Annotated in this window: 29 protein-coding genes and 1 pseudogene; 20 read left to right on the forward strand and 10 right to left on the reverse strand. The window is 36.1% G+C overall.

Annotated features, from left to right (window positions below):
- Positions 1 to 6 precede the first annotated feature (6 nt).
- The 8 genes from Bandiella_RS01550 to Bandiella_RS01585 all read left to right on the forward strand — a co-directional run bounded on the left by Bandiella_RS01550 (position 7) and on the right by Bandiella_RS01585 (position 7,489).
- Entirely contained in the window at positions 7 to 1,320 is a 1,314-nt protein-coding gene (locus Bandiella_RS01550) for an amidohydrolase family protein (RefSeq protein WP_323733113.1), read from the forward strand.
- 54 nt (positions 1,321 to 1,374) lie between these two features.
- Positions 1,375 to 1,986, forward strand: coding sequence for a transposase (locus tag Bandiella_RS01555; protein WP_323732477.1), 612 nt, complete (start codon positions 1,375 to 1,377; stop codon positions 1,984 to 1,986).
- Positions 1,987 to 2,006: 20 nt separating this feature from the next.
- Complete coding sequence (locus tag Bandiella_RS01560; RefSeq protein WP_323732514.1) at positions 2,007 to 2,357, forward strand: transposase; 351 nt, start codon at positions 2,007 to 2,009, stop codon at positions 2,355 to 2,357.
- Positions 2,358 to 2,664: 307 nt separating this feature from the next.
- On the forward strand, positions 2,665 to 3,231 hold the full coding sequence (gene atpH, locus Bandiella_RS01565; RefSeq protein WP_323733114.1) for an ATP synthase F1 subunit delta: 567 nt from the start codon (positions 2,665 to 2,667) through the stop codon (positions 3,229 to 3,231).
- 2 nt (positions 3,232 to 3,233) lie between these two features.
- Positions 3,234 to 4,763, forward strand: a complete 1,530-nt coding sequence (atpA, locus tag Bandiella_RS01570) for a F0F1 ATP synthase subunit alpha (protein WP_323733374.1) — start codon at positions 3,234 to 3,236, stop codon at positions 4,761 to 4,763.
- A gap of 6 nt (positions 4,764 to 4,769) precedes the next feature.
- Positions 4,770 to 5,672: an ATP synthase F1 subunit gamma gene (gene atpG / locus Bandiella_RS01575; protein WP_323733115.1), complete on the forward strand. Its 903-nt coding sequence runs from the start codon at positions 4,770 to 4,772 to the stop codon at positions 5,670 to 5,672.
- Positions 5,673 to 5,694: 22 nt separating this feature from the next.
- A complete protein-coding gene (gene atpD / locus Bandiella_RS01580) occupies positions 5,695 to 7,107 on the forward strand; it encodes a F0F1 ATP synthase subunit beta (RefSeq protein ID WP_323733116.1) in 1,413 nt (470 codons plus the stop codon).
- A 1-nt stretch (position 7,108) separates the two neighbouring features.
- Positions 7,109 to 7,489, forward strand: coding sequence for a FoF1 ATP synthase subunit delta/epsilon (locus Bandiella_RS01585; protein ID WP_323733117.1), 381 nt, complete (start codon positions 7,109 to 7,111; stop codon positions 7,487 to 7,489).
- 116 nt (positions 7,490 to 7,605) lie between these two features.
- Here the strand turns inward: Bandiella_RS01585 and Bandiella_RS01590 are convergent, their stop codons facing one another.
- The gene (locus Bandiella_RS01590; protein WP_323733118.1) at positions 7,606 to 7,830 is read right to left on the reverse strand and encodes a hypothetical protein; all 225 of its coding nucleotides are present in this window, start codon (positions 7,828 to 7,830) and stop codon (positions 7,606 to 7,608) included.
- A 159-nt stretch (positions 7,831 to 7,989) separates the two neighbouring features.
- Between Bandiella_RS01590 and Bandiella_RS01595 the strand changes: the two genes are divergently transcribed.
- From Bandiella_RS01595 to Bandiella_RS01605, 3 genes and pseudogenes are all read left to right on the forward strand, one after another.
- Positions 7,990 to 8,649: a transposase gene (locus Bandiella_RS01595; protein ID WP_323733119.1), complete on the forward strand. Its 660-nt coding sequence runs from the start codon at positions 7,990 to 7,992 to the stop codon at positions 8,647 to 8,649.
- Positions 8,650 to 8,669: 20 nt separating this feature from the next.
- Complete coding sequence (locus tag Bandiella_RS01600) at positions 8,670 to 9,020, forward strand: transposase (RefSeq protein ID WP_323732514.1); 351 nt, start codon at positions 8,670 to 8,672, stop codon at positions 9,018 to 9,020.
- Positions 9,021 to 9,199: 179 nt separating this feature from the next.
- A pseudogene (locus Bandiella_RS01605) lies at positions 9,200 to 9,346 on the forward strand (IS5/IS1182 family transposase); the annotation flags it as partial.
- Here Bandiella_RS01605 and Bandiella_RS01610 read toward each other — a convergent pair.
- Positions 9,333 to 10,316: a hypothetical protein gene (locus tag Bandiella_RS01610; RefSeq protein WP_323733120.1), complete on the reverse strand. Its 984-nt coding sequence runs from the start codon at positions 10,314 to 10,316 to the stop codon at positions 9,333 to 9,335. The pseudogene Bandiella_RS01605 and the gene Bandiella_RS01610 sit on opposite strands and share 14 nt — an antisense overlap.
- A 109-nt stretch (positions 10,317 to 10,425) precedes the next feature.
- Between Bandiella_RS01610 and Bandiella_RS01615 the strand changes: the two genes are divergently transcribed.
- Together Bandiella_RS01615 and Bandiella_RS01620 are read left to right on the forward strand one after the other, a co-directional pair.
- Positions 10,426 to 10,899: an IS1/IS1595 family N-terminal zinc-binding domain-containing protein gene (locus Bandiella_RS01615; RefSeq protein ID WP_323732992.1), complete on the forward strand. Its 474-nt coding sequence runs from the start codon at positions 10,426 to 10,428 to the stop codon at positions 10,897 to 10,899.
- Positions 10,803 to 11,171 carry an IS1 family transposase gene (locus tag Bandiella_RS01620; RefSeq protein WP_323733371.1) on the forward strand — a complete coding sequence of 123 codons (369 nt, stop codon included), beginning with the start codon at positions 10,803 to 10,805 and terminating at the stop codon, positions 11,169 to 11,171. Before Bandiella_RS01615 ends, Bandiella_RS01620 begins: the two co-directional genes overlap by 97 nt.
- Positions 11,172 to 11,356: 185 nt before the next feature.
- On the opposite strand, the gene frr is transcribed toward Bandiella_RS01620, so the two are convergent.
- The 4 genes from frr to rpsB are packed head-to-tail and all read right to left on the reverse strand — an operon-like array spanning position 11,357 to position 14,364.
- Entirely contained in the window at positions 11,357 to 11,920 is a 564-nt protein-coding gene (frr, locus tag Bandiella_RS01625; RefSeq protein ID WP_323733121.1) for a ribosome recycling factor, read from the reverse strand.
- An 8-nt stretch (positions 11,921 to 11,928) separates the two neighbouring features.
- The gene (pyrH, locus tag Bandiella_RS01630) at positions 11,929 to 12,651 is read right to left on the reverse strand and encodes a UMP kinase (RefSeq protein WP_407651256.1); all 723 of its coding nucleotides are present in this window, start codon (positions 12,649 to 12,651) and stop codon (positions 11,929 to 11,931) included.
- 12 nt (positions 12,652 to 12,663) lie between these two features.
- Positions 12,664 to 13,527 (reverse strand): translation elongation factor Ts, encoded by an 864-nt coding sequence (gene tsf, locus Bandiella_RS01635; RefSeq protein WP_323733123.1) that lies wholly within the window; start codon positions 13,525 to 13,527, stop codon positions 12,664 to 12,666.
- A gap of 15 nt (positions 13,528 to 13,542) precedes the next feature.
- A complete protein-coding gene (gene rpsB / locus Bandiella_RS01640) occupies positions 13,543 to 14,364 on the reverse strand; it encodes a 30S ribosomal protein S2 (RefSeq protein ID WP_323733124.1) in 822 nt (273 codons plus the stop codon).
- A 216-nt stretch (positions 14,365 to 14,580) separates the two neighbouring features.
- On the opposite strand from rpsB, the gene Bandiella_RS01645 reads away from it, so the two are divergent.
- Positions 14,581 to 15,000: a host attachment protein gene (locus tag Bandiella_RS01645; protein ID WP_323733125.1), complete on the forward strand. Its 420-nt coding sequence runs from the start codon at positions 14,581 to 14,583 to the stop codon at positions 14,998 to 15,000.
- 191 nt (positions 15,001 to 15,191) lie between these two features.
- Positions 15,192 to 15,341, forward strand: coding sequence for a hypothetical protein (locus Bandiella_RS01650; protein WP_323733126.1), 150 nt, complete (start codon positions 15,192 to 15,194; stop codon positions 15,339 to 15,341).
- A gap of 34 nt (positions 15,342 to 15,375) precedes the next feature.
- Here Bandiella_RS01650 and Bandiella_RS01655 read toward each other — a convergent pair.
- From Bandiella_RS01655 to Bandiella_RS01665, 3 genes are all read right to left on the reverse strand, one after another.
- A protein-coding gene (locus tag Bandiella_RS01655; protein ID WP_458693264.1) for an IS5 family transposase occupies positions 15,376 to 16,139 on the reverse strand; the annotation gives its coding sequence in 2 pieces (ribosomal slippage) (positions 15,376 to 15,779 and positions 15,779 to 16,139; 765 coding nt in all).
- 30 nt (positions 16,140 to 16,169) lie between these two features.
- Positions 16,170 to 16,910: an IS1 family transposase gene (locus tag Bandiella_RS01660; protein WP_323733127.1), complete on the reverse strand. Its 741-nt coding sequence runs from the start codon at positions 16,908 to 16,910 to the stop codon at positions 16,170 to 16,172.
- Between the two features lie 125 nt (positions 16,911 to 17,035).
- Complete coding sequence (locus tag Bandiella_RS01665; protein ID WP_323733128.1) at positions 17,036 to 17,479, reverse strand: YraN family protein; 444 nt, start codon at positions 17,477 to 17,479, stop codon at positions 17,036 to 17,038.
- Positions 17,480 to 17,530: 51 nt separating this feature from the next.
- Here Bandiella_RS01665 and Bandiella_RS01670 point away from each other — a divergent pair, with 51 nt between their 5' ends.
- Positions 17,531 to 18,265 (forward strand): YebC/PmpR family DNA-binding transcriptional regulator, encoded by a 735-nt coding sequence (locus Bandiella_RS01670; protein ID WP_323733129.1) that lies wholly within the window; start codon positions 17,531 to 17,533, stop codon positions 18,263 to 18,265.
- Positions 18,266 to 18,303: 38 nt separating this feature from the next.
- On the opposite strand, the gene Bandiella_RS01675 is transcribed toward Bandiella_RS01670, so the two are convergent.
- Positions 18,304 to 18,708 carry a SufE family protein gene (locus tag Bandiella_RS01675; RefSeq protein WP_323733130.1) on the reverse strand — a complete coding sequence of 135 codons (405 nt, stop codon included), beginning with the start codon at positions 18,706 to 18,708 and terminating at the stop codon, positions 18,304 to 18,306.
- A 77-nt stretch (positions 18,709 to 18,785) separates the two neighbouring features.
- Here Bandiella_RS01675 and Bandiella_RS01680 point away from each other — a divergent pair, with 77 nt between their 5' ends.
- The 4 genes from Bandiella_RS01680 to Bandiella_RS01695 all read left to right on the forward strand — a co-directional run bounded on the left by Bandiella_RS01680 (position 18,786) and on the right by Bandiella_RS01695 (position 22,692).
- The gene (locus Bandiella_RS01680) at positions 18,786 to 19,115 is read left to right on the forward strand and encodes an Rrf2 family transcriptional regulator (protein ID WP_323733131.1); all 330 of its coding nucleotides are present in this window, start codon (positions 18,786 to 18,788) and stop codon (positions 19,113 to 19,115) included.
- 112 nt (positions 19,116 to 19,227) lie between these two features.
- Positions 19,228 to 20,664, forward strand: coding sequence for a Fe-S cluster assembly protein SufB (sufB, locus tag Bandiella_RS01685; RefSeq protein WP_323733132.1), 1,437 nt, complete (start codon positions 19,228 to 19,230; stop codon positions 20,662 to 20,664).
- Positions 20,665 to 20,687: 23 nt separating this feature from the next.
- Positions 20,688 to 21,431 carry a Fe-S cluster assembly ATPase SufC gene (gene sufC, locus Bandiella_RS01690; protein ID WP_323733133.1) on the forward strand — a complete coding sequence of 248 codons (744 nt, stop codon included), beginning with the start codon at positions 20,688 to 20,690 and terminating at the stop codon, positions 21,429 to 21,431.
- Between the two features lie 58 nt (positions 21,432 to 21,489).
- Positions 21,490 to 22,692: a SufD family Fe-S cluster assembly protein gene (locus Bandiella_RS01695; RefSeq protein WP_323733134.1), complete on the forward strand. Its 1,203-nt coding sequence runs from the start codon at positions 21,490 to 21,492 to the stop codon at positions 22,690 to 22,692.
- Positions 22,693 to 22,776 lie beyond the last annotated feature (84 nt).

The raw sequence follows: 22,776 nt of genomic DNA on the forward strand, positions 1-22,776 counted from the left end.
CAAGAGATGATAGACGATTTGCCAGTCTGTGATATACACGTACATTTGCCTGGGGTTATATCACCAAACACTGCTTGGGATCTTGGCTTAAGAAATAAATTAATTTCTGTTGAGAGAAAGGAAAATGGTGAATATATATGCTTCAGTGGCCCTAATTCCTTATCAATTGAAGACCCTCATGAGCATTATCTTGATATCTTTAATAGGGATTTTCAACTAGATGCCAATGGCCAGCCGCAAAATTTAAAATACGCGATCGATTTTGAAAGCTTTAAAAGTTTTGACAGGATCATGGCAACTGTGCAAGGGCATAGAAACCCACCAGGAGGCATTCAAACCAAAGATGACTTATTGTTTGTTCTGTATAGATATTTGGAGGAATGCATAAAACAAAAAATATTCTACACGGAATTGCAACAGAACATTAAGATCGCATATTTATTATTTCCTGATGAAAATCGTGAAAACGCCAGAAAACAACTTTACCTTTTGTTTCAAGAAGTGGTTGAAAAATTTCAAAGCTATGGAGTACACCTAAGATTCTTACATTGCTTCAATAAAACTAAAGCAGCGGGTGAATCAAAATCCACTCACGAAAGAACCCTGGAGGCAGCACTATGGCTTGAGGAAGCGAAAAAAATAGCCCCAGGTGTTTTGGTTGGGATTGAATCAGCCGGGCATGAGAAAGATCAAACAGGATGGCCGATACACTTAAAAGCTGGGTATGATAGAGTTCGTGAATTAGGCCTTGGATGCGAAGCACATGGAGGGGAGGGGATAGGTGTTGAACATATGTTGGATGTGATAAAGACCTTACCTATAACACGCGTTGCACATGGGTTTCAGGCAATTGAAGATTCTGAGGCAATTGAGTATCTCAAAGATAATAAGATAACTTTAGTTATGATGCCAATCATCAACCTAAATTTAGGGTTATGCCTGCATGTTAAGGAAAAAGAAGGTGTTTATGTTCCTTTTGCAAAAACAAAAGGTGGAGAAAAGGTTCACTTTAGAAAACTAGAACAACATCCTTTTTTCGAATTATTCAAAAAACATAAGCTTAAAATCACTTTAGGCTCTGATAACCCTGAATTTGGTGGCGTTTCCATTAAGAAAACCATATACGCTCTGGCAGGACTTGATTCTGAATATCAGTTGCCAGAGAATTTCGACAAATTAAATGCAGAGGAAGTAGTGACGCTCTGTTTAAATGGAATAGAAGCAATCTTTGGGGAAGAAAAGCTTAAAACAGGATATAAAAAATTACTGGCTCATTGGATAGAAAAATACCAAGTTAATTGCAGCATCAACTTAGCTTAAAAAACTGTATACTAAGGGAGTGTTGCAAGATGGAATAAAGAAAGGTATAGTGGAGTGGATTACAGAATAAAGAAGAGAAAAATGTCATCAGCGCATCAAATAATAATGGTATGTTTGGATCAATTGGTTGGTAGTGAGCATCAATATCGCAAATTTAAGGAGCTGTTTAATTTTGGGGCAGTAGAGCAAGAGCTGAAGGGAATTGAATCTCCTGCTAATTATAAGGGATATGGTGTTTTACGTTTATTTAAATGCTTGTTGTTACAGTTTATGGAAGATTTGTCAGATCGTGAACTAGAAAGATATTTGAGTGACAGTGTTGCAGCCAAGTGGTTTTGTGATTTTGATTTAACCGAAGCCACACCTGATTATAGCGTTTTTAGTAGAATCCGCTCAAAGATAGGAACAAATTTGTTATCAAAAATCTTTGCCATTTTTAGAGATCAACTAAAATCTCAAGGATATATGAGCGAGGTATTTACTTTTGTTGATGCAAGTCACTTGATCTCCAAAGCTAATTTATGGGAAGAGCGGGATGAAGCCAGAAAACAAAAATATGAAAAACTTAACAACGAAGTCTTGCCTAAAGTCGCACATGATAAACAAGCCAAAATAGGGTGCAAGGGTGGTAGTAAATTTTGGTATGGCTATAAGAAAAACATGTAAGCGTAGATATTCAATCCGGAATGATCAACAAGGTTGCTATAACGCCTGCTAATGTTACCGATGCAAAGGGAGTTGCGCATGTTTTACCAAATAGTGGAGCAGTTTATGCTGACAAAGGGTATTGTGTTGCACCAGCAAAGAATGCAGCTAAAAGCAGAGGTATTCATTTTTGCGCCATCAAGAAAAACAATATGAAGCAAAAGAATTTTGACCTTGATCGATACTATACTTCCATAAGGGCTCCGTTTGAGAGGGTGTTTTCTCAAGATAATAAACGATTGCGATACATAGGAATTGCCAAAAATCAGTTTGCTGAATTTATGAATGCTATCTGCTTTAATTTAAAACGTTTAACGGTTCTTACTGCCTAAGCTCATAAAATCACGCTTCGCAGAATCAATAAAAAGCTAAAAATTACCATATCCCACCTCAAAGAAATCTTTTGAATTCTTGGGGAAACCAGTTTTTTGTTAATTTTTTTAGACCATGGTCCAAACTTCCTTAAATCAAACCATCACATTTATCCTTATTTTATCTTTCAACGCTCCCACTTTCTAAGAAGACGGGTTTTAAGAATTTATAACGACTTTTAGTTGTGCTCGATGATTTTATATTTACAAAATGCCAAGATACATATAAAAGTATCTCGTATATGACAATCAAATTTGGCTACATGTTATGGGTCATGAAAATCTGACAGCGAGAAGATATGCGAAAGCCTTGTTTCTTGTGGCAAATGACTTAAAGAAACTAGATGAAGTTTTTGCTGAGCTAAACTCTTTTTGGGATAGGATAAACGAAAATAAAAAAATAAAGAAATTATTGCTCAATGAGCTTGTACCACAAAATGTAAAATTAATATTTTGCAATACCGTTTTACAGAAAATGCCAGTATCCAATGTCGTGAGAAAGTTTATCAACATGTTGATTTTTAAAAAAAGGCTTTTTTTGTTACAAAACATGATTTTATCTTTTAAAGATTTGCTATATGAATATACTAACACACGTGTTGTTGAGATAACCCTTGCAAAAAAAATGGAAGGTGAGGTTATTGAAACAATTAAAAAGCAGTTGATGAAATATTTCCAAGATGAAAATTTAGAATTTAACTTTGAGTTTGATGCAAGAATTCTTGGTGGTATGGTAATAAAAACCAATTCAAATATGTTTGATTTTTCCATTTTATCTAAGCTATACAAAATCCAGCGTGCTACTGGTTATTCAACTTTAAAGATAATAAATTAAGTATTTATATGAAAGCTTCAGAAATTGTAAACATTTTAAAAGATGAGATTAGTAGCTTAGACCAGGAGATTAATCTGGAAGAAGTTGGGCAAATTGTTAAAGTATTTGACGGAGTTGCTATAGCTTACGGGTTGGATAACGTTCAATTTAATGAAATTGTAGAATTTCAAAACGGTGCTCAGGGAATTGTTTTCAATATTGAGGAGGATAGTGTCGGGATTGTGATCTTAGGAAATGAATCAGACATTCATGAGGGAGATATAGTCAAAAGAACCTGCGATGTATTTAAAACCCCAACAGGAAGGGCATTGCTTGGTAGAGTAGTTGATGCTTTTGGTAACCCATTAGACGGTAAAGGGCCGATGAAAGATACGGTACATAAAAAAGTTGACATCAAGGCACCCGGGATTATTGAAAGGAGATCTGTACATGAACCTGTGCAAACTGGAATTAAAGCGATTGATAGTTTAATACCAATAGGAAGAGGGCAACGTGAGCTTTTAATTGGTGATAGACAGACAGGCAAAACATCAATAGCAATCGACACAATACTGAATCAAAAAGAAGTCAATAAGTCAAAAAACGAACATGACAAGTTGTATTGCATCTATGTAGCAATTGGCAAAAAAAATTCTTCAGTTGCGAAAATTGTGAAAAAATTGGAAGAAGCTGGGGCACTTGAGTATACAATCGTGGTTGTTGCTTCTGCATCAGACCCTGCACCTTTGCAGTTTTATGCACCTTATGTTGGGTGTGCTATGGGGGAATACTTTAGGGACAACGGCATGCATGCCCTTGTGATTTACGATGATTTGAGTAAGCATGCAGTTTCGTATCGTCAGATGTCGTTGTTATTGAGAAGACCGCCAGGAAGAGATGCTTACCCTGGGGATATATTTTATGCACATTCAAGATTACTTGAAAGGGCGGCTAAGTTATCAGACAAAATGGGAGGAGGGTCTTTAACGGCTTTGCCAATTATCGAGACTCAAGCCGGTGATGTTTCTTCCTACATTCCAACAAATGTAATTTCAATTACTGATGGCCAAATTTTTCTGGAAACAGAGCTGTTTTATAAAGGAATTAAACCAGCTATTAATGTTGGTTTATCCGTGAGTAGAGTTGGTTCTGCAGCACAAATCAAAGCAATGAAAAAAGTTGCAGGTTCAATCAAACTTGATCTTGCTCAGTATAGAGAACTACAGGCTTTTGCTCAGTTTGCATCGGACCTGGATCCCATCACTAAAGCTATGTTGGACAAGGGGGATAAACTGACCGAACTATTGAAACAGCCATTGTATGCTCCAATGCAGGTGGAAGATCAGGTTATATCAATATTTGCTGCGATCAATGGTTATTTGAAGAATGTTGCATTAAGTACTATTAGTGACTTTGAAAATAAGCTTTTATACCAAATTAAGAAGGAAAAACCGCATTTGATCCAAAAAATTAGGGAGGAAAAAACCCTTTCTGATGAGATGAGCGAGGAGTTAAAAGAATATTTAGACCAATTTATCAAATTATTCATTTAAGAAACAATGCCGTCGCTAAAGGATATCAAAAATAGAATAAAAGGAATTAGCTCCACAAAGAAGATTACCCAAGCGATGAAGATAGTATCTGCCTCTAGGTTAAAGCAGTCTCAAAACAATATAGGAAAGACCCAGCATTATCTCAAAGCGCTGAACGATCTTCTGATAGATTTATATAACCTTGACCATTCTCTATTTTTTAGTTCACATTCTCCTTATTTGCGAAAGGGGGAGGGGAAAAATGTTTTATTAGTTATTTTCAGTTCAGACAAAGGGTTATGCGGTTCATTTAATTCCAAAATCACCAGTGCTGTGGCAAATATAATAGAGCATAATAAAAGCCAGGGAAAAAATATTAGGCTTATTTGTGTTGGGAACAAAATCTCGCAGTATATCAACGCGCACTATAAGGATTTAATGGAATTTAGCATGCCTTTTGCAAACTTAGAGAACAAAAACATTTCTTATAACCATTCTGCGAGTTTAGGTCAAAAAATCAGAGATTTATTTATGAGTGGGGTAGTTGACGAATGCAGAGTTTTGTACACGAAGTACCATACTGTAATGAAGCAAGAAATTACGAATGTGCAGTTGCTGCCTTTTGGGATAGAGTGTATAGAGGGTTTAAGTAATAAAGAGCAGGCTGGTAAAACAGTGTTTGAAGTTGATAACAAATTATCCAATGTGCTAGAGAGCATTATTGTCAATTTAATCAATGCTATAATTTTCAACGTATACGCAAACAGTATCACTTGCGAATACTCTGCGAGAATGATAGCAATGGATGGTGCTACACAAAACTCCATCAAAGTATTAAAAGAGCTTAACTTGCTTTATAACAGAAGCAGGCAAGCTTTGATTACAAAAGAACTAATGGAAATTATCTCAGGGGCAGAAGCCATTAATTAACAATTCAGAAAATAGGTTAGATATGAACACAGGAAAGATAATACAGATTTTTGGGGCGGTAGTGGATGTTAAGTTTGAGGGGGCTATACCCAACATACTCAATGCTCTAAAATACCAAAGCGATTCTAGAGAAATTACCTTTGAGGTAGTTCAGCATATTGGTGAAGGAATAGTCAGAACAATAGCGATGGATTTAACGGATGGGTTAAAAAGAGGTGATTTAGTTACAGATACAGGGCAACACATTACTGTTCCTGTTGGTAAAGAAACTCTGGGAAGAATAATTGATGTGATTGGAAACCCAATAGATGGGAAAGGACCAATTAATAGCAAAGATTACGCTTCAATACACAGTTCTCCACCAAATCTTGCCTCTTTATCTACTAAAACAGAAATCTTGGTTACAGGAATTAAAGTTATAGATTTATTAGCTCCATACATAAAAGGTGGAAAAATAGGGCTTTTTGGTGGCGCAGGAGTAGGTAAAACTGTACTAATTATGGAATTGATCAACAATATAGCAAAAGCACACGGTGGTTACTCTGTTTTTGCCGGTGTTGGCGAAAGAACAAGGGAAGGAAACGATTTATACCATGAAATGATGGATTCAAAGGTAATCGATGAAGAGAATATTAGCAGTTCAAAAGTGAGTTTAGTTTATGGGCAAATGAATGAACCGCCTGGTGCAAGAGCAAGAATAGCGTTTACTGGCCTTTCAATTGCTGAGTATTTTAGAGATAAAGAACAGCAGGACGTTCTATTTTTCATAGATAACATATTTAGGTTTACACAAGCTGGTTCTGAAATATCTGCTTTGCTTGGTAGGATTCCATCAGCTGTGGGATACCAACCCACATTAGCAATGGAAATGGCAGCTCTCCAAGAAAGAATAACTTCGACAAAAAATGGATCCATCACTTCTGTGCAGGCCGTATATGTACCAGCTGATGATTTAACAGATCCGGCACCTGCGACTTCATTCTCACACTTGGACGCAACAACTGTTTTAAGTCGTCAAATTGCGGAACAAGGTATATATCCAGCAATTGATCCACTTGATAGTAGTTCCCAGGCTTTGTCTAAAAGCATTATAGGTGAAGAACATTACGAGGTTGCAAGAGAAGTACAAAAAATACTGCAGACATATAAATCTTTGCAGGACATTATTGCAATTCTTGGAATGGATGAGCTTTCTGAGGAGGATAAATTAGTTGTGGCAAGGGCACGAAAAATCCAAAAGTTTTTATCTCAGCCGTTTCATGTGGCTGAAGTGTTTACAGGCTCTCCTGGTAAGTTTGTGGCAATTGAGGATACAGTTCGTGGTTTTAGGGATTTAATTAAAGGTAAGTATGATGATGTTCCTGAATCTGCGTTTTATATGGTTGGTAGTATAGAAGAAGCTTTAGAAAAAGCAGAAAAAATGCGTCGAGACTAGCATGCAAAAGGATAAAATAAGGTTAAGAATCATTACACCAGAGAAAATTATTGTAGATGAATGTTATAAAGCTATAACATTGCCAGGGGAAGCAGGCGATTTTCAATTACTTGCCAATCATGAAAACTTTATCAGCCAATTAAGCGCTGGAATCGTATACACAGGCGCGAACGAAGATAAACACTTGAGCTTCGTAATATCACGGTCCTTTGCAAAATTTATTCATGAGCAAAATCTATGTGAAGTAATATCAGAGTATGCTCTTAGCATGACTGACATAAAGAAAATGGCTAAAGGCGACGTAACTAAAAAACTCGCCAATACTAAGATTGAATCCGAAATACAGTTTTACCAGTTCATACGTGATTATATACTCCGATAACTTGAAAAATTGGCCTCAAAATATACTTCGGATTTCGCATAACGTTTAGGTAAATATGTACGCGCCTCATGCTCATCACTCGTATTCCTCGCTCTTTTCCAAGTTCTCGGAGTATATCAGGTAAAACTGCGGCCAGAGATGTGAGTTTTTGCATTTTCTATGACTTGACTTCCTGTTATATTATAATTGCCAAGCTCATTCAAAAATTTATTGATATGCTCCTTGTTATCTACATCATTAAGAAAATATTGTACTTGGTTTTTGATGTTTTCTTTATTATCCCTTACATAAGTTAGTGTTTCTTTATCTCCCTTATTCTTAGCAATATAATCATCTATCACCGCAAATACCAATGCATCTCTCTCTTTATAATAACTACCTGTTTCGCTTATGTTTTTTACCCAGTAATTTGGGATTATAAAGCTCCATTTTGCAGGTTCTATGCAGTCTTTTACTTCTTTTAATACAGCTTCTTTTTCCTCTATAAGCTGTTTATTGGATTGTATAAGGGGAGTGTTGCAAGATGGAATAAAGAAAGGTATAGTGGAGTGGATTACAGAATAAAGAAGAGAAAAATGTCATCAGCGCATCAAATAATAATGGTATGTTTGGATCAATTGGTTGGTAGTGAGCATCAATATCGCAAATTTAAGGAGCTGTTTAATTTTGGGGCAGCAGAGCAAGAGCTGAAGGGAATTGAATCTCCTGCTAATTATAAGGGATATGGTGTTTTACGTTTATTTAAATGCTTGTTGTTACAGTTTATGGAAGATTTGTCAGATCGTGAACTAGAAAGATATTTGAGTGACAGTGTTGCAGCCAAGTGGTTTTGTGATTTTGATTTAACCGAAGCCACACCTGATTATAGCGTTTTTAGTAGAATCCGCTCAAAGATAGGAACAAATTTGTTATCAAAAATCTTTGCCATTTTTAGAGATCAACTAAAATCTCAAGGATATATGAGCGAGGTATTTACTTTTGTTGATGCAAGTCACTTGATCTCCAAAGCTAATTTATGGGAAGAGCGGGATGAAGCCAGAAAACAAAAATATGAAAAACTTAACAACGAAGTCTTGCCTAAAGTCGCACATGATAAACAAGCCAAAATAGGGTGCAAGGGTGGTAGTAAATTTTGGTATGGCTATAAGAAAAACATGTAAGCGTAGATATTCAATCCGGAATGATCAACAAGGTTGCTATAACGCCTGCTAATGTTACCGATGCAAAGGGAGTTGCGCATGTTTTACCAAATAGTGGAGCAGTTTATGCTGACAAAGGGTATTGTGTTGCACCAGCAAAGAATGCAGCTAAAAGCAGAGGTATTCATTTTTGCGCCATCAAGAAAAACAATATGAAGCAAAAGAATTTTGACCTTGATCGATACTATACTTCCATAAGGGCTCCGTTTGAGAGGGTGTTTTCTCAAGATAATAAACGATTGCGATACATAGGAATTGCCAAAAATCAGTTTGCTGAATTTATGAATGCTATCTGCTTTAATTTAAAACGTTTAACGGTTCTTACTGCCTAAGCTCATAAAATCACGCTTCGCAGAATCAATAAAAAGCTAAAAATTACCATATCCCACCTCAAAGAAATCTTTTGAATTCTTGGGGAAACCAGTTTTTTGTTAATTTTTTTAGACCATGGTCCAAACTTCCTTAAATCAAACCATCACATTTATCCTTATTTTATCTTTCAACGCTCCCTTTATACAAAATAAGGCATATTGTAGAAAACACCTTTCTTCATCTTAAAAGATGGAGGGGAATTGCAACCAGATATGCTAAAAATTCAGCTTCTTTTCTTGCCGCAATTCAGATTAGATGCTTATCTCTTTGGCTTAAAATCTCATGACGACATTATCTAGAAGGCTTCTTATTTCATTATTGTATCTACCAGATAATCCAATCGGTGTTTTGCCAGCCTTGTTTTTGCTGTGCAGTATATCCTCAAGTATGCGATCATCTCTTGCTGCGTTTAAAATTTTCTCAACAACTGCTTTATTAGGTCTATAACTACCCACTGCAGAGTGGAGTGGTTGATCGCCGTATTTATCTTTAGTATTTAAAAGCCACTTTAGCATGCCAGCATCTTTTGCCACAGCCAAAATTTTCTCAACCTTCTCTGGATTACTGTCCCAAATTGCAATGTGCAATATGGTCTTGCCAACCAGCTTTTCCCTACCAAATAAAAACGATACAAAAGCATCGCTATATGAAGGCCTAATATCACGTTCATATATATCATCGTCTCCATATTCTAAATAATAATCTTTACCACCATACACTGTGCCTAAAATTTTTTTTAACATGCCAGCATCTTTTGCTATAGTTAAAATCTTTTCAAGCATTTGTACTTCTTGGTTCTGTATTGCATCATGAAGTGGTAAATAGTGATTGTAATTTTCGGTGTTCAACATTTTTTCCAACATGCCAACATCTTTTGCTGCAGCCAAAACTTTTTCGATTGTCTGTGGATTGGATTTATTAATAACACTTCCAAGCAGTGTCTCATTAGGTCTCATTCTTATACCCAAGAACAAATAGTCCATAATTGGAGTAAGCCATCCAGACTCATTAGTTATTGTGTCTAAGATATTTTGCAACATACCAACATCTTTTGCTGCGGTTAAAATTCTGTCGACAACATCAGGATTGTCTGTATCAATCGCACTTTTAAGAAGCGCGTTATAACCACTTGTATGTTCAAAAAGCTCTGTTAATATTTTTTCATTTTTTGCTTCAGTCAAAATTCTGTCAACAATATCCAGGTTATTTGCAGAGATTGCCATACGAAGCAGTGAGAAGCCAAAATTATTTTTCATAGTTAGAACATCCTTCAATTGACCATCTGTTTTGGCGTCATCAAGCATCTTATTGAGCTCTTCATTATTTTTATTGGGAGTGTTGCCATAAGATAGATAAGATGCTAAAATGAATATAGCGAGCAACAAAGAAAATAGAGATATGAATACAGAGTGTAAAAAATGCAGTAGCAGTAAATACGTTAAGAATGGTAATATTAGGGGTATGCAAAGGTATAAATGCAAAGAGTGTGGATGTAATTTTACAAACACTAAATTAAGAGGCTGTTCGCCAGAGATGAAGGCTCTGGCAGTGTTATTGTACAGCATGGGAAAAAGTAGCTTTAGATGGCTAGGGAAATTATTTAAAGTAGCTCATACTAGCGTATATAAGTGGATAATACTGTATGCTAAAAAGATACCAAGACCAACAGTGCCGGAAGAATTGAGAGAAGTTGAAATAGATGAGATGTGGCATTTTGTAGATTCAAAAAAAACAAATTATGGATATGGAAAGCCTATAGTAGGGAGCTCAAGAGAGTTGTTGCCTGGGTGGTTGGTAAGCGTAACGTTACAACCTTTAGAAAATTGTGGAAAATCATAAGTAGAGATAATTGCACTTATTACACAGACGATTGGTCTGTTTATTCAGAGGTTATACCTCGCCATCAACATGTTGTTGGCAAACAACATACACTCTCAATTGAGTCCAATAACTCAAACACAAGGCACAGAATTGCAAGAATGACCAGAAAAACAAAGGTAGTTTCAAAATCTGAAGAAGTTGTCGATCTTACGATTAAGCTCTGGGTACATTTTGAGGATAACAATAATTTCCTAAGTGAGCAGGGCAATTTTATATCTATCTTTGGCTAACACTCTGCAAAATGGTTTAGATGAAATTAGCCAAATTTCTGATAACCAAGATGAAATGAACGCAGGTTTTTTATGTTATTGTGGGCAGAGTAATTTTTTATCCAATTTTTCATTTTATTAAACCTTATAAAACTCAACAACGGCGATAAATTTTGCCAATTTTTCAAGTTACCGGAGTGTATAGCTTATATGCTTAAGATGTCACGAGACTTTGCTTCCAGGCCGGCGTCCACCTTTTCTATATAGCTATCCGTAATTTTTTGAACTTCTTCTATGTATGCCTTCAACTCGTCTTCCGAGATAAGCTTTTCTTTCTCTTGTTTTTTATAGCTGTCGATACCGTTCCTTCTAATGTTCCTAATGGATACCTTAGCCTGCTCACTATATTCGTTGGCTTTTTTTACCAATTCTTTTCTTCTATCTTGTGTTAAATCCGGTATAGGAAGTCTTACCAATTGCCCATCTGTATTTGGTGTAAGCCCCAAGCCAGAATTCATAATGGCTTTTTCCACAGCAGGTACCAGTCCTTTATCCCATACTTGAACCACAATCATTTTCGCATCTGAAACACTGACACTACCAACCTGGCCAATTGGCATACTGCTACCATAAGCTTCAACTTTTACAGAATCTAACAATGCAGCAGATGCTCTGCCAGTTCTAAGGCCACCAAATAGATGCTTTAGCGAACTGACCGCACCTTCCATTTTCTTTTTTAATTCTTGTAATATCTCTGAATCTCTATCCATTAAAGACCTCATTTTATAGTTGTAAAATCACCGGTATTCTTCAAAACCTTGGCAAATTCCCCTTTTTTATTAATATTGAAGATTTTAATCGACACATGGTTGTCACGCGCCAAAGTAATCGCCGTTGTATCCATCACAGCTAAATTATGCTTTATTACATCGTTATAGCTTAACTCTTCGTATTTTAAGGCGTTTGGATTATGTTTAGGGTCCTCGCTATACACACCATCCACTAAGGTTCCCTTTAAAACGAATGAACAATCCATTTCTATTGCTCTTAAGACTGCGCAGGTATCAGTGGTGAAGAATGGATTCCCTGTTCCAGAGGCAAAAATCACAACTCTTTTTTTCTCTAAATGCCTAATTGCTTTTCTTCTGATGTACTGCTCAACGATTGTAACAATCGGGATTGCAGATATCACCCTGGTGTATAACCCTTTACTCTCCAGCTTGCTTTGTAGGGCTATGGCGTTTATTACAGTTGCAAGCATTCCCATATAATCTGCCGTTGCTCTTTCAATTCCAACTTCTGCAACAGCTGCACCCCTGCAGATGTTGCCACCACCAACTACCAGGCACACCTCGTACCCCAAGTCGTATACCTCCTTGATGTCTTCGCAAATTTGATCTATCGTGCTATTGTCGTGACCAAACTTTTCTTGCCCCATTAACGCCTCGCCAGAGATTTTAAGGAGTATTCGATTGGATTTTTTCATAATACGCGATGCCACAAAAAGGTTCAATCAGCTTTCGCCAACCTCATACCTAATATAACTAGAAACTGTAAAGTTAGATTTGGTTTTGTTTTGTAGCTCCTCGATTATTTCTTTAATTTTGGTCTTGCCGTCAACAACAAAAGGCTGTTCTAGCAAAACTATTTCTTCTAAGAACTTTCTGATTCTTCCTTCAATCATTTTCTCAACTACATCAGCTGGTTTTCCACTTCCTAGTGCCTGAGCTCTTAACACATCTTTTTCTTTCTCAACAACATTGGCATCCAAAGAGCTTTTGCTCAGAGCTAATGGTTTAAGTGCTGCAATATGCATTGCAAGCTGCTTGCCAAATTCTTCTACCTCTTCGTTTACTTCCCCTTCAAAAGCAACAACAACTCCTATCTTCCCTATGTTATCAGTTAGTCTATTGTGGAAATATGGAATGATTTTGCCATGTGGAACGCTGATTTTCTTGAGCTTTTTTAGTATTATGTTTTCACCTATCACTGCGATGTGCTCGGCTATCAAATCGGCTATAGTGGCTTTTCCATGGTGTGATGTCAAAAACTCAGATATCACATCTCCTTTAAAATTGTGTGCACTTTTGACCAGTGAGTCTGCCAATTGTAAAAACTTCTCGTTTTTTCCAACAAAATCTGTTTCAGAACTTAACTCAATTATTGTGGCATGATTGCCATCAACAAATGCAGCAATAACGCCTTCACTTGTTTCTCTTCCAGCCTTTTTGCCAGCAGAAGCCAACCCCTTTTTTCTAAGCCATACTATTGACTCTTCCATGTCGCCATTGGTTTCTTCTAGAGCTTTTTTACAATCTAACATACCAGCTCCGGTTTTTTCTCGAAGCTCTTTTACCATACTTGCAGTTATAGACATTTATCTTACCCCTTTTTATTGTTCTTGAGTGTCGCTTGTTTCATTATTATCTTCGATAGCATCGTCATCTTTTTCTATTTTTTTAGAACTATTCTCATGCTTCATCTTAGAAAAGCTGCTTTTTGTATCAACTCCTGCAGAAGTCAAGCTCTTTTGAATGCCGGCCAGAATTGTATCAGCTACTAAATTGCAGTACAATTCTATAGCTCTTCTAGAGTCATCATTCCCTGGGATAACGTAGTCAATCCCTTCTGGGCTGGAGTTGGTATCAACTACAGCAATGACTGGTATATTAAATTTTTTAGCTTCCTGCACAGCAATTGCGTGAGTTTTGACATCAATTACAAATAGTACATCGGGTTTCCCCCCTAAGTTTCTCATCCCACCTATTGCTCTTTCCAACTTATCTCTTTTTCTAGCGAAAGTTAAGAGCTCCTTTTTAGTATAATTGTCGCTTTGTTCCCCTATGATTTTGTCGTAGTTTTGTAGGGTCTTAATGGACGATGAAATTGTCGACCAATTTGTTAACATCCCACCTAACCAACGATGGTTAACATAACATTGCCCGCATCTTGAAGCAGCTTCTTTTACCACATCAGTGGATTGTTTTTTTGTGTTTACAAACAATATCCTGCCGTTTTGTGCTGCAATTGAATAAACTACTTTTAAAGCTTCAAGCAGCATTGATGCAGTTTGTTGCAAGTCTATTATATGGACTTTGTTTTTTATTCCATATATATACTGTGCCATTTGTGGGTTCCACAAGTTTTTCTTATGCCCGAAATGTGCGCCCGCTTCAAGCAGCGCTTTAATATCAAAATCTACCTTAAAATCCATAAAACTCCTTTTTATTTTGGTTATACTGATGCAGTCGTAATTGGCTGTAAAGCCAACACCAAAAACTTTTTCTGCACGCTATTGGCCCAGATGATACACCATTTCGCGTAAATTTCAACTCAAAATCTTTTATATTGACAATTTATTTTTTTTTGCATCTGAGTATGAAGTTGGATACATTTTTATTATGATCGTAACATAGTGGGAGTATAAAGAATGACAAAAATTATTTTAGTTATGGATGCGAAGTTTGCAAAATTATATGATGCGGAGGGACTTAAAATCAAGAGCCTGATCTCTGAACATACATCAGAAGAATTTGGCATCCATCATAAAAAACAATCTTTGCGCACAGGGTTTAAAACTCAATCTAACGGTGTTGGTGGACATTTTTTTGACCCTCATACCGAGCCGAAAGATATAGATAGAGCAAAATTTAGCAAGGAGATTTCAGAAATTATAAAGGAAAAAATAAAGGACAATGGGTTTTCTGAGCTTATAATTATCGCAACGCCAAAGATGTTAAGCTTAATGAGAAAAAGTTTGCCAAAGTTGCATAAAATTCAGATAAAAGAGGTTGCAAAGGACCTCGTGCAATCCGCAGAATCTCAAATAGCAGAAGTGGCATTCGCTTAAGTTTTATACTTCGCTAACCTTAAAAATTGGCGTAGTCATATTTGGACAAGTGTTAAGGTAGCTGTGCTGAGATATATCCCTCTGTTAAATTGGGAAATTCTTGATTTGGTTTTCATGCTCTTTTTGGCGATCCGCTAATGGTAATTTAGAATAAATTTCTAATGAATTATAATATATGGAGGTTGATTATGATGAATATTAACAAATGTAAGGATATAGCAAAATCTTTAGCTAATCAAAGTAAAGAAAAATTAGGTGATCAAAAATTGAATGATTTCTTTAATTCTTTTGATAAATTTATTGCTGAATATAAAAATAAACAGAGTGTTAGCCAAAGATAGATATAAAATTGCCCTGCTCACTTAGATAATGTCGTCATGAGATTTTAAGCCAAAGAGATAAGCATCTAATCTGAATTGCGGCAAGGAAAGAAGCTGAATTTTTAGCATATCTGGTTGCAATTCCCCTCCATCTTTTAAGATGAAGAAAGGTGTTTTCTACAATATGCCTTATTTTATATAAATCTTTATTGTATTTTCTCTGGGTGATTCTGTTCTTTTTAGGAGGAATAACAACTCTCATGCCCAATTCTTGGGCATGGTCAATTATGTAATTAACATCGTACCCTCTGTCGGCTAGTAAGTACTCAGCTTTCATCTCTTCAATAAGATTAACAGCCTGCTTGCAATCAGCTTCTGAGCCTTTTGTGACAATAACTTTGAGTGGCATACCATGTGAATCCACGGCAAGGTGAATCTTTGTATTGAGCCCCCTTTTGTACGACTCATATCTTGATTGCCGCCTTTTGCACCTGAAGCATGTGGATGCACTTTACTATGACTTGCGTCTATCATTAACCATTCCATATCAGGTTCTTTCACAAATATCTCCAATAAAGCCTCCCATATCCTTTTGTCTCTCCATCTGCAAAATCTTTTATGTGTATTTTTCCATCCTCCATATTCTGAAGGCAAATCTCTCCAGGGAGAACCTGTTCTTAATATCCAAAATACTGCGTTAATGAATCTTCTGTTATTATGTGCCAAACCTCCCCACGTACCTTCCCTTCCTGGCAAATGATCCTTTATCAAATCCCACATATTATCTGTTATATCATGCCTATGTAGCCCTAAATCCATTTTTACTCCTGATTTATCTTTTCTTTCATATTATACCACAAATCTCATGACGACACTATCTAGGAAATTATTGTTATCCTCAAAATGTACCCAGAGCTTAATCGTAAGATCGACAACTTCTTCAGATTTTGAAACTACCTTTGTTTTTCTGGTCATTCTTGCAATTCTGTGCCTTGTGTTTGAGTTATTGGACTCAATTGAGAGTGTATGTTGTTTGCCAACAACATGTTGATGGCGAGGTATAACCTCTGAATAAACAGACCAATCGTCTGTGTAATAAGTGCAATTATCTCTACTTATGATTTTCCACAATTTTCTAAAGGTTGTAACGTTACGCTTACCAACCACCCAGGCAACAACTCTCTTGAGCTCCCTACTATAGGCTTTCCATATCCATAATTTGTTTTTTTTTGAATCTACAAAATGCCACATCTCATCTATTTCAACTTCTCTCAATTCTTCCGGCACTGTTGGTCTTGGTATCTTTTTAGCATACAGTATTATCCACTTATATACGCTAGTATGAGCTACTTTAAATAATTTCCCTAGCCATCTAAAGCTACTTTTTCCCATGCTGTACAATAACACTGCCAGAGCCTTCATCTCTGGCGAACAGCCTCTTAATTTAGTGTTTGTAAAATTACATCCACACTCTTTGCATTTATACCTTTGCATACCCCTAATATTACCATTCTTAACGTATTTACTGCTACTGCATTTTTTACACTCTGTATTCATATCTCTATTTTCTTTGTTGCTCGCTATATTCATTTTAGCATCTTATCTATCTTATGGCAACACTCCCAAATTTATAAAAATATATAGTATCTTATGCTATATGTGAAATTTCAGTTCAATATCAGGTTTTATTTTCTCGAAATTGCACTTAAAAAACACTAGCTTGAGTTAGATGTTAGGTCTGTTATTTCCCAGCTGTTTTGGATATGTTTTATTTCACCGTACGCATCTATAAAAAAACAATCGAAGCGCATTGTGAAATTTGAAAATTGAGGGTTATTGGCAAGAAAATGTAGCGCTGTGTCATAGCAGCGTTTCTTTTGCTTTTGGCTTATTACCTCATAATTGGGAATTATTTTTCTATTTTTCACTTCTATGAACAGAAGAACGTTTTGCCTTGCTGCTATTATGTCCAACTCTCCATATTTCGTCTTATATCTGTGTTTAATAATACTGTATCTATGACGAATTAAATGGCTTATCACAACCATCTCTGCATTCATACCATTTTTATAATTTGATAAATTTCTTTGCGCCATAGCGTTTTTAAACTCTTTATTATTGAATAAATTTACGAATAAATGTATTTTGTCAATAAACATACTTCTAAAAGATGCGGAGTATACAGAAGTTTTTTTAATAGGATAATCAAGATGGCAGGACATTCAAAATTTAAAAATATAATGCATAGAAAAGGGGCACAAGATAACAGAAGGGCTAAGGCATTTACCAGAGTTGTGAAAGAAATTATTGTGGCGGTTAAATCTGGTATGCCGGACCCAAATTTTAATCCAAGGCTTCGGGCTGCAATCACCGCAGCCAAACAAGTGAATCTACCTAAAGATAAGATAGATAGTGCAATAAAAAAAGCAATATCAGGAAATGATGGGGTGGATTATGAGGAAGTTAAATATGAGGGATATGCCCCAGGTGGTGTTGCTCTAATTGTTGAGGCTTTAACGGATAATAGGAATAGGACAGCAAGTGAGGTGCGAGCAGCATTCAGTAAGTTTGGTGGAGCATTGGGAGAGCAGGGGAGTGTTGGATACTTATTTAGGCGCGTGGGCTTAATTGTGTATGATGATTCTGGTGATATTGATAAAGATAATCTCATTGAGTATGCGTTGGAGTTGGAAGTGGAAGATTGTCTTGAAGAGGAAGGTTGCATGGAAATTTTATGCAGTGTAGAAAAATATCCAGAGATTAGTGAAAAGTTGGAACAAAAATTTGGCAAGCCAATAGAGTCAGAGATAAAATGGGTGGCAGACCTAATGGTCGATTTAGATGAAGATAAAAGCGTGAAAATATTAAAATTGGTGGAAGCTTTGGATAACCTGGATGATGTTCAGTCTGTTAGTGGAAACTATAGGCTTGCTGAATCTGCTTAACTTTAGGGTTGATAAAATTTAGGTGCGCGCAATAAATTCTACTGTTTAGACACGATGTCTTTTATTTTCTCAACCACTGCAAACATACCATTGCTTCTGCTTGGTGTAAGATGAGTTTCTAAATTTAAAGCCTTGAATAGTTCTTGAAAACCGGCATCTAAAATTTGCGTCTTGGTTTGTCCAGAAAAAATTCTAAGTATTATGGCCAAAAGCCCTTTTACAATTATGGCATCGCTATCTGCAGAAAAATAGTATTTATTATCCTTCTGGTTTGTAGTCAACCAGACCTGGCTTACACAACCATCAACTTTATTAGCGTCAATTTTTTCCAATGTGCTTAAGCTTGGCAGTTTTTTTCCCAAGTCTATTATGTAAGAATATCTATCTTCCCAATCTGTAAATAATTCAAATTCTTGGATAATCTGCTTTATTTCATTATTCATTATTGACCTTAATATCAGCTGACTATATAATTGGGACAAAAATAGTACTAATTCGCTTCTATTTCAATAATAATATGATGAAAGTTAATAGATTGACTGATTATGCCACATTGTTGATGTGCGAGATAGTTAATGACAAAGAAAATATAATCAGTGCAAAATACCTAAGCGAAAGGACGAAAATTGCAGAGCCTACCGTTATCAAACTCCTTAAAATGTTGGTTAGAAATGGGTTAATAAAATCATATAGAGGCAACACTGGTGGATATCAATTGGATAAAGAACCATCTGATATCAGAATTTTAGATATAATAGTGGCTATAGAAGGGGATATATCTCTAACTATATGCGGGATGAATTCGCATAATGCCTGCGAATATAATACGGGATGTAGGGTGAAGCATTGATGGAACAAGCTTAACAACCTGTTTATGCAGGCGCTGCAGAGCTTTACCATAAAGGATTTTATAGATGATAAGGCCAGTTTCCAATTGCAAAAAATAGGTTGAATAAAGATATATGACAAACGCAGCACAAGAGCATTTTTTTCAACAGAACTATAAACATGGGTTTATAACACAAGTTGAGTCCATCAAAGCACAAAAAGGAATAAATGAAGGGGTGATTGAATTCATATCCAATAAAAAATTAGAGCCAAAATGGATGCTTGAAAAAAGACTGCTCGCATATCAGGCGTGGAAGAATATGCAAGAACCAAAATGGGCTGATGTTAAGTATCCAAAGATAGATTTTCAGGATATATATTATTATTCGGAACCAAAAATGAAAAAGCTTGGAAGCTTAAATGAGGTTGATCCAGAAATATTAAAAGCATACGAAAAATTGGGGATTCCAATTCATGAACAAAAGCTGTTGTCTGGTGTTGCTGTTGATGCTGTGTTTGATAGTGTCTCTGTTGCAACCACTTATAAAGAAGCACTAAAAGAAAAGGGAGTGATATTTTGTCCGATCTCTGAAGCAATAAAAGAACATCCGGAATTAATTCAAAAGTATTTTGGCTCGGTGGTGCCACACTCAGATAATTATTTTGCGGCACTTAATGCAGCTGTGTTTAGTGATGGGACGTTTGTTTATATTCCAAAAAATACGAAATGTCCCATGGAATTGTCCACATATTTTCGAATAAATGAAGCAAAAACAGGGCAGTTTGAACGGACACTAATTATTGCAGACGAGGGAAGTGAGGTAAGTTATCTTGAAGGGTGTACCGCCCCTCAAAGGGATGAAAATCAGCTACATGCAGCAGTTGTTGAGCTTATTGCCCTTAAGGGTGCAAAAATCAAATACTCAACAGTTCAAAATTGGTATCCTGGGGATAAAAATGGCAAGGGTGGAATATATAATTTTGTTACCAAACGCGGTTTATGCAAGGGGGATAATTCAAAAATTTCATGGACCCAATTAGAAACAGGATCTGCAATTACTTGGAAGTATCCAAGCTGTATTTTAAAGGGAGACAATTCGGTTGGTGAGTTTTATTCAGTGGCACTCACAAACAATCTTCAACAGGCAGATACTGGTACCAAAATGGTGCATATTGGAAACAATACCAAAAGCACAATAATTTCAAAGGGAGTTTCAGCAGGGAATAGTAGAAACACTTACCGTGGATTGGTGAATGTATTGCCTGGGGCCAAAAATGCCAGAAATTACACTCAGTGCGATTCATTGTTGTTAGGTAACAAATGTTCGGCTAGCACAATCCCATATATCGAGGCAAGGAATAATACTGCACAAGTTGAGCATGAGGCCACAACATCAAAAATTGGTGAAGATCAGCTGCAATACTGCTTACAAAGAGGTATTTCTACAGAGGACGCAATTTCACTGATAGTGAATGGCTTTTGTAAAAAAGTGCTGAGCGAGTTGCCAATGGAATTTGCCGTTGAAGCCAAGGCCTTGCTTAGCATTAGCCTGGAAGGCTCTGTTGGTTAAGATTAAAAAATAATTATAATATGATGCTATTAGAAATTTTAAAATTAAAAGTAAACGCTGGCGACAAAGAGATTATCAAGTCGTTGGATTTAAAAGTCAAAGCCGGAGAAACTCATGTGATAATGGGGCCAAATGGCACTGGTAAAAGCACTGTGGCAAATATTATTGCAGGCAAGGCAGGTTATCAAATTACAGATGGCAAGATTGAATATAAAGGGCAAGACATTAGGGATGTCAGTATTGATGCACGCGCAAGGCTTGGAATATTTATGTCATTTCAATATCCAATTGAGATACCAGGTGTTAATTGGATCAGTTTTTTAAAAGCTTCTGTTAATGCTATCAGAAAACACAATGGCATGCCAGAAGCAGATGCACTGGAGTTTCTAAAGACGCTGAGAGAAAAGGCAAATCTACTTGGGATAGATGAAAATTTTTTTAAACGTTCAGTTAATCATGGGTTTTCTGGTGGTGAAAAGAAAAAGTTTGAGATACTGCAAATGTTGTTATTAGAACCAAAGCTTGCAATCCTGGATGAGATTGACTCCGGGCTTGACGTTGACGCTTTAAAGATGGTTGCGCAAAACATCAACAATTATCGCATTAGGGATAATTCAATCATAATTATCACGCACTACCAACGGCTTTTGGACTATATCGTTCCAGATCACGTACACATTTTTTATGACGGAAAAATCGTTCGATCTGGAAATAAAGACCTTGCTAAACAGGTTGAACTTCAAGGGTATGATAAACTGGTGAACTAGTCAGATCATGGAACAGATAGGATACCTGAATAAATTTAGACAACTTGCGATAGATGTTTTGGCAACCATTAAAAAGCCAACAAAAAGAAACGAAGATTGGCGATATTCTAATTTAAAATTATTAGACATAGTTTTAAAAGAAAAATCTATGGTACAGCCTTTAGCTATACCACCTTTTGATGATGCTTTTTACCTAATAGTTTTTGTTGATGGCAAGCTCCAGGAAGAATGGTCAAATTTGCCGAAAAAAGGAGTTGAACTAAGCAATGTTGAAGAAGAACTCAAGAAGTTGAGGTTTGAGGATGGGTTTGACAGCAAATACCAAGTTTTACAGAATTACTCTAAGATGGAATGTGAATTTGTGATAAACTTAACTCTAACGCTTGAAAAACCCTTGAAAATATGGCACTTATATAAAACTCATCATACCTCAAACACTTTTGTAAAAATTGGTGATGGGGTTGATATCACTATATACGAAGAATTTGTTAGGGGTGAAGATTTTACAAACAATGTTAACCAAGTCACCAAAATTGAATTGGGGAAGGAGGCTGGTTGTAAGCACTTCAAAAAGCATGATTTGATAAACAATTCAAATTTTATATATACAAGCGAGGTTATTTGCAATAAAAATGCTAGGTATAATAATTATGTCGCACATCATGGGCATAGTTCATATAGGCAGGAAACTGAATGTAGTCTACAAGGCGATGGTGCAATGGCTAACTTTCATGGGATTATAATTGGAAACAACAAAGAAAATTACGATATTATAATCAAAGTCAAGCATAAAAGTTCCCACACAAAAAGTTTTCAGCATTATAACCAAATTTTTAATGATCAGTCTTCTGGGGCTTTTTATACTAAAGTCGAAATATTAGAGCAACTTAGCAACGTTGAAGCACATCAACTAAATAAAAATTTACTTTTAAACGATGAGGCAAGGGTATTTTTTAGACCAGAGCTTGATATCTGTTCTGATGATGTGGTTTGCTCTCATGGAGCCACAGTTGGTAATATTGACGAAAACGCTCTGTATTATCTTATGTCTCGCGGAATTGATATTGATATTGCAAAACAGCTACTTCTTCAAGGCTTTTTAAGTTCTGTGTTCGAAAATCAAAATCTAAGCGAGGAAGAATACGAGGCATTCCTTTTAGAAATCTCAAAAAAAGCAAGAAATACGAGTGATGAGCATGAAGAGTGTACAAGAGTGCGTGATAAAACGCAAACCCCAAAACATGACGATACCAATTTTTGAAGTTATCGGAGTATATAGATAACTTGAGGGTTTAAAAGTAATAACGCATCCCAACAAGGAAGTTATTGGTACGCAATTTTGACT

Origin of the sequence: Candidatus Bandiella woodruffii (assembly GCF_034359465.1) — a bacterium.
GTDB lineage: Bacteria > Pseudomonadota > Alphaproteobacteria > Rickettsiales > Midichloriaceae > NDG2.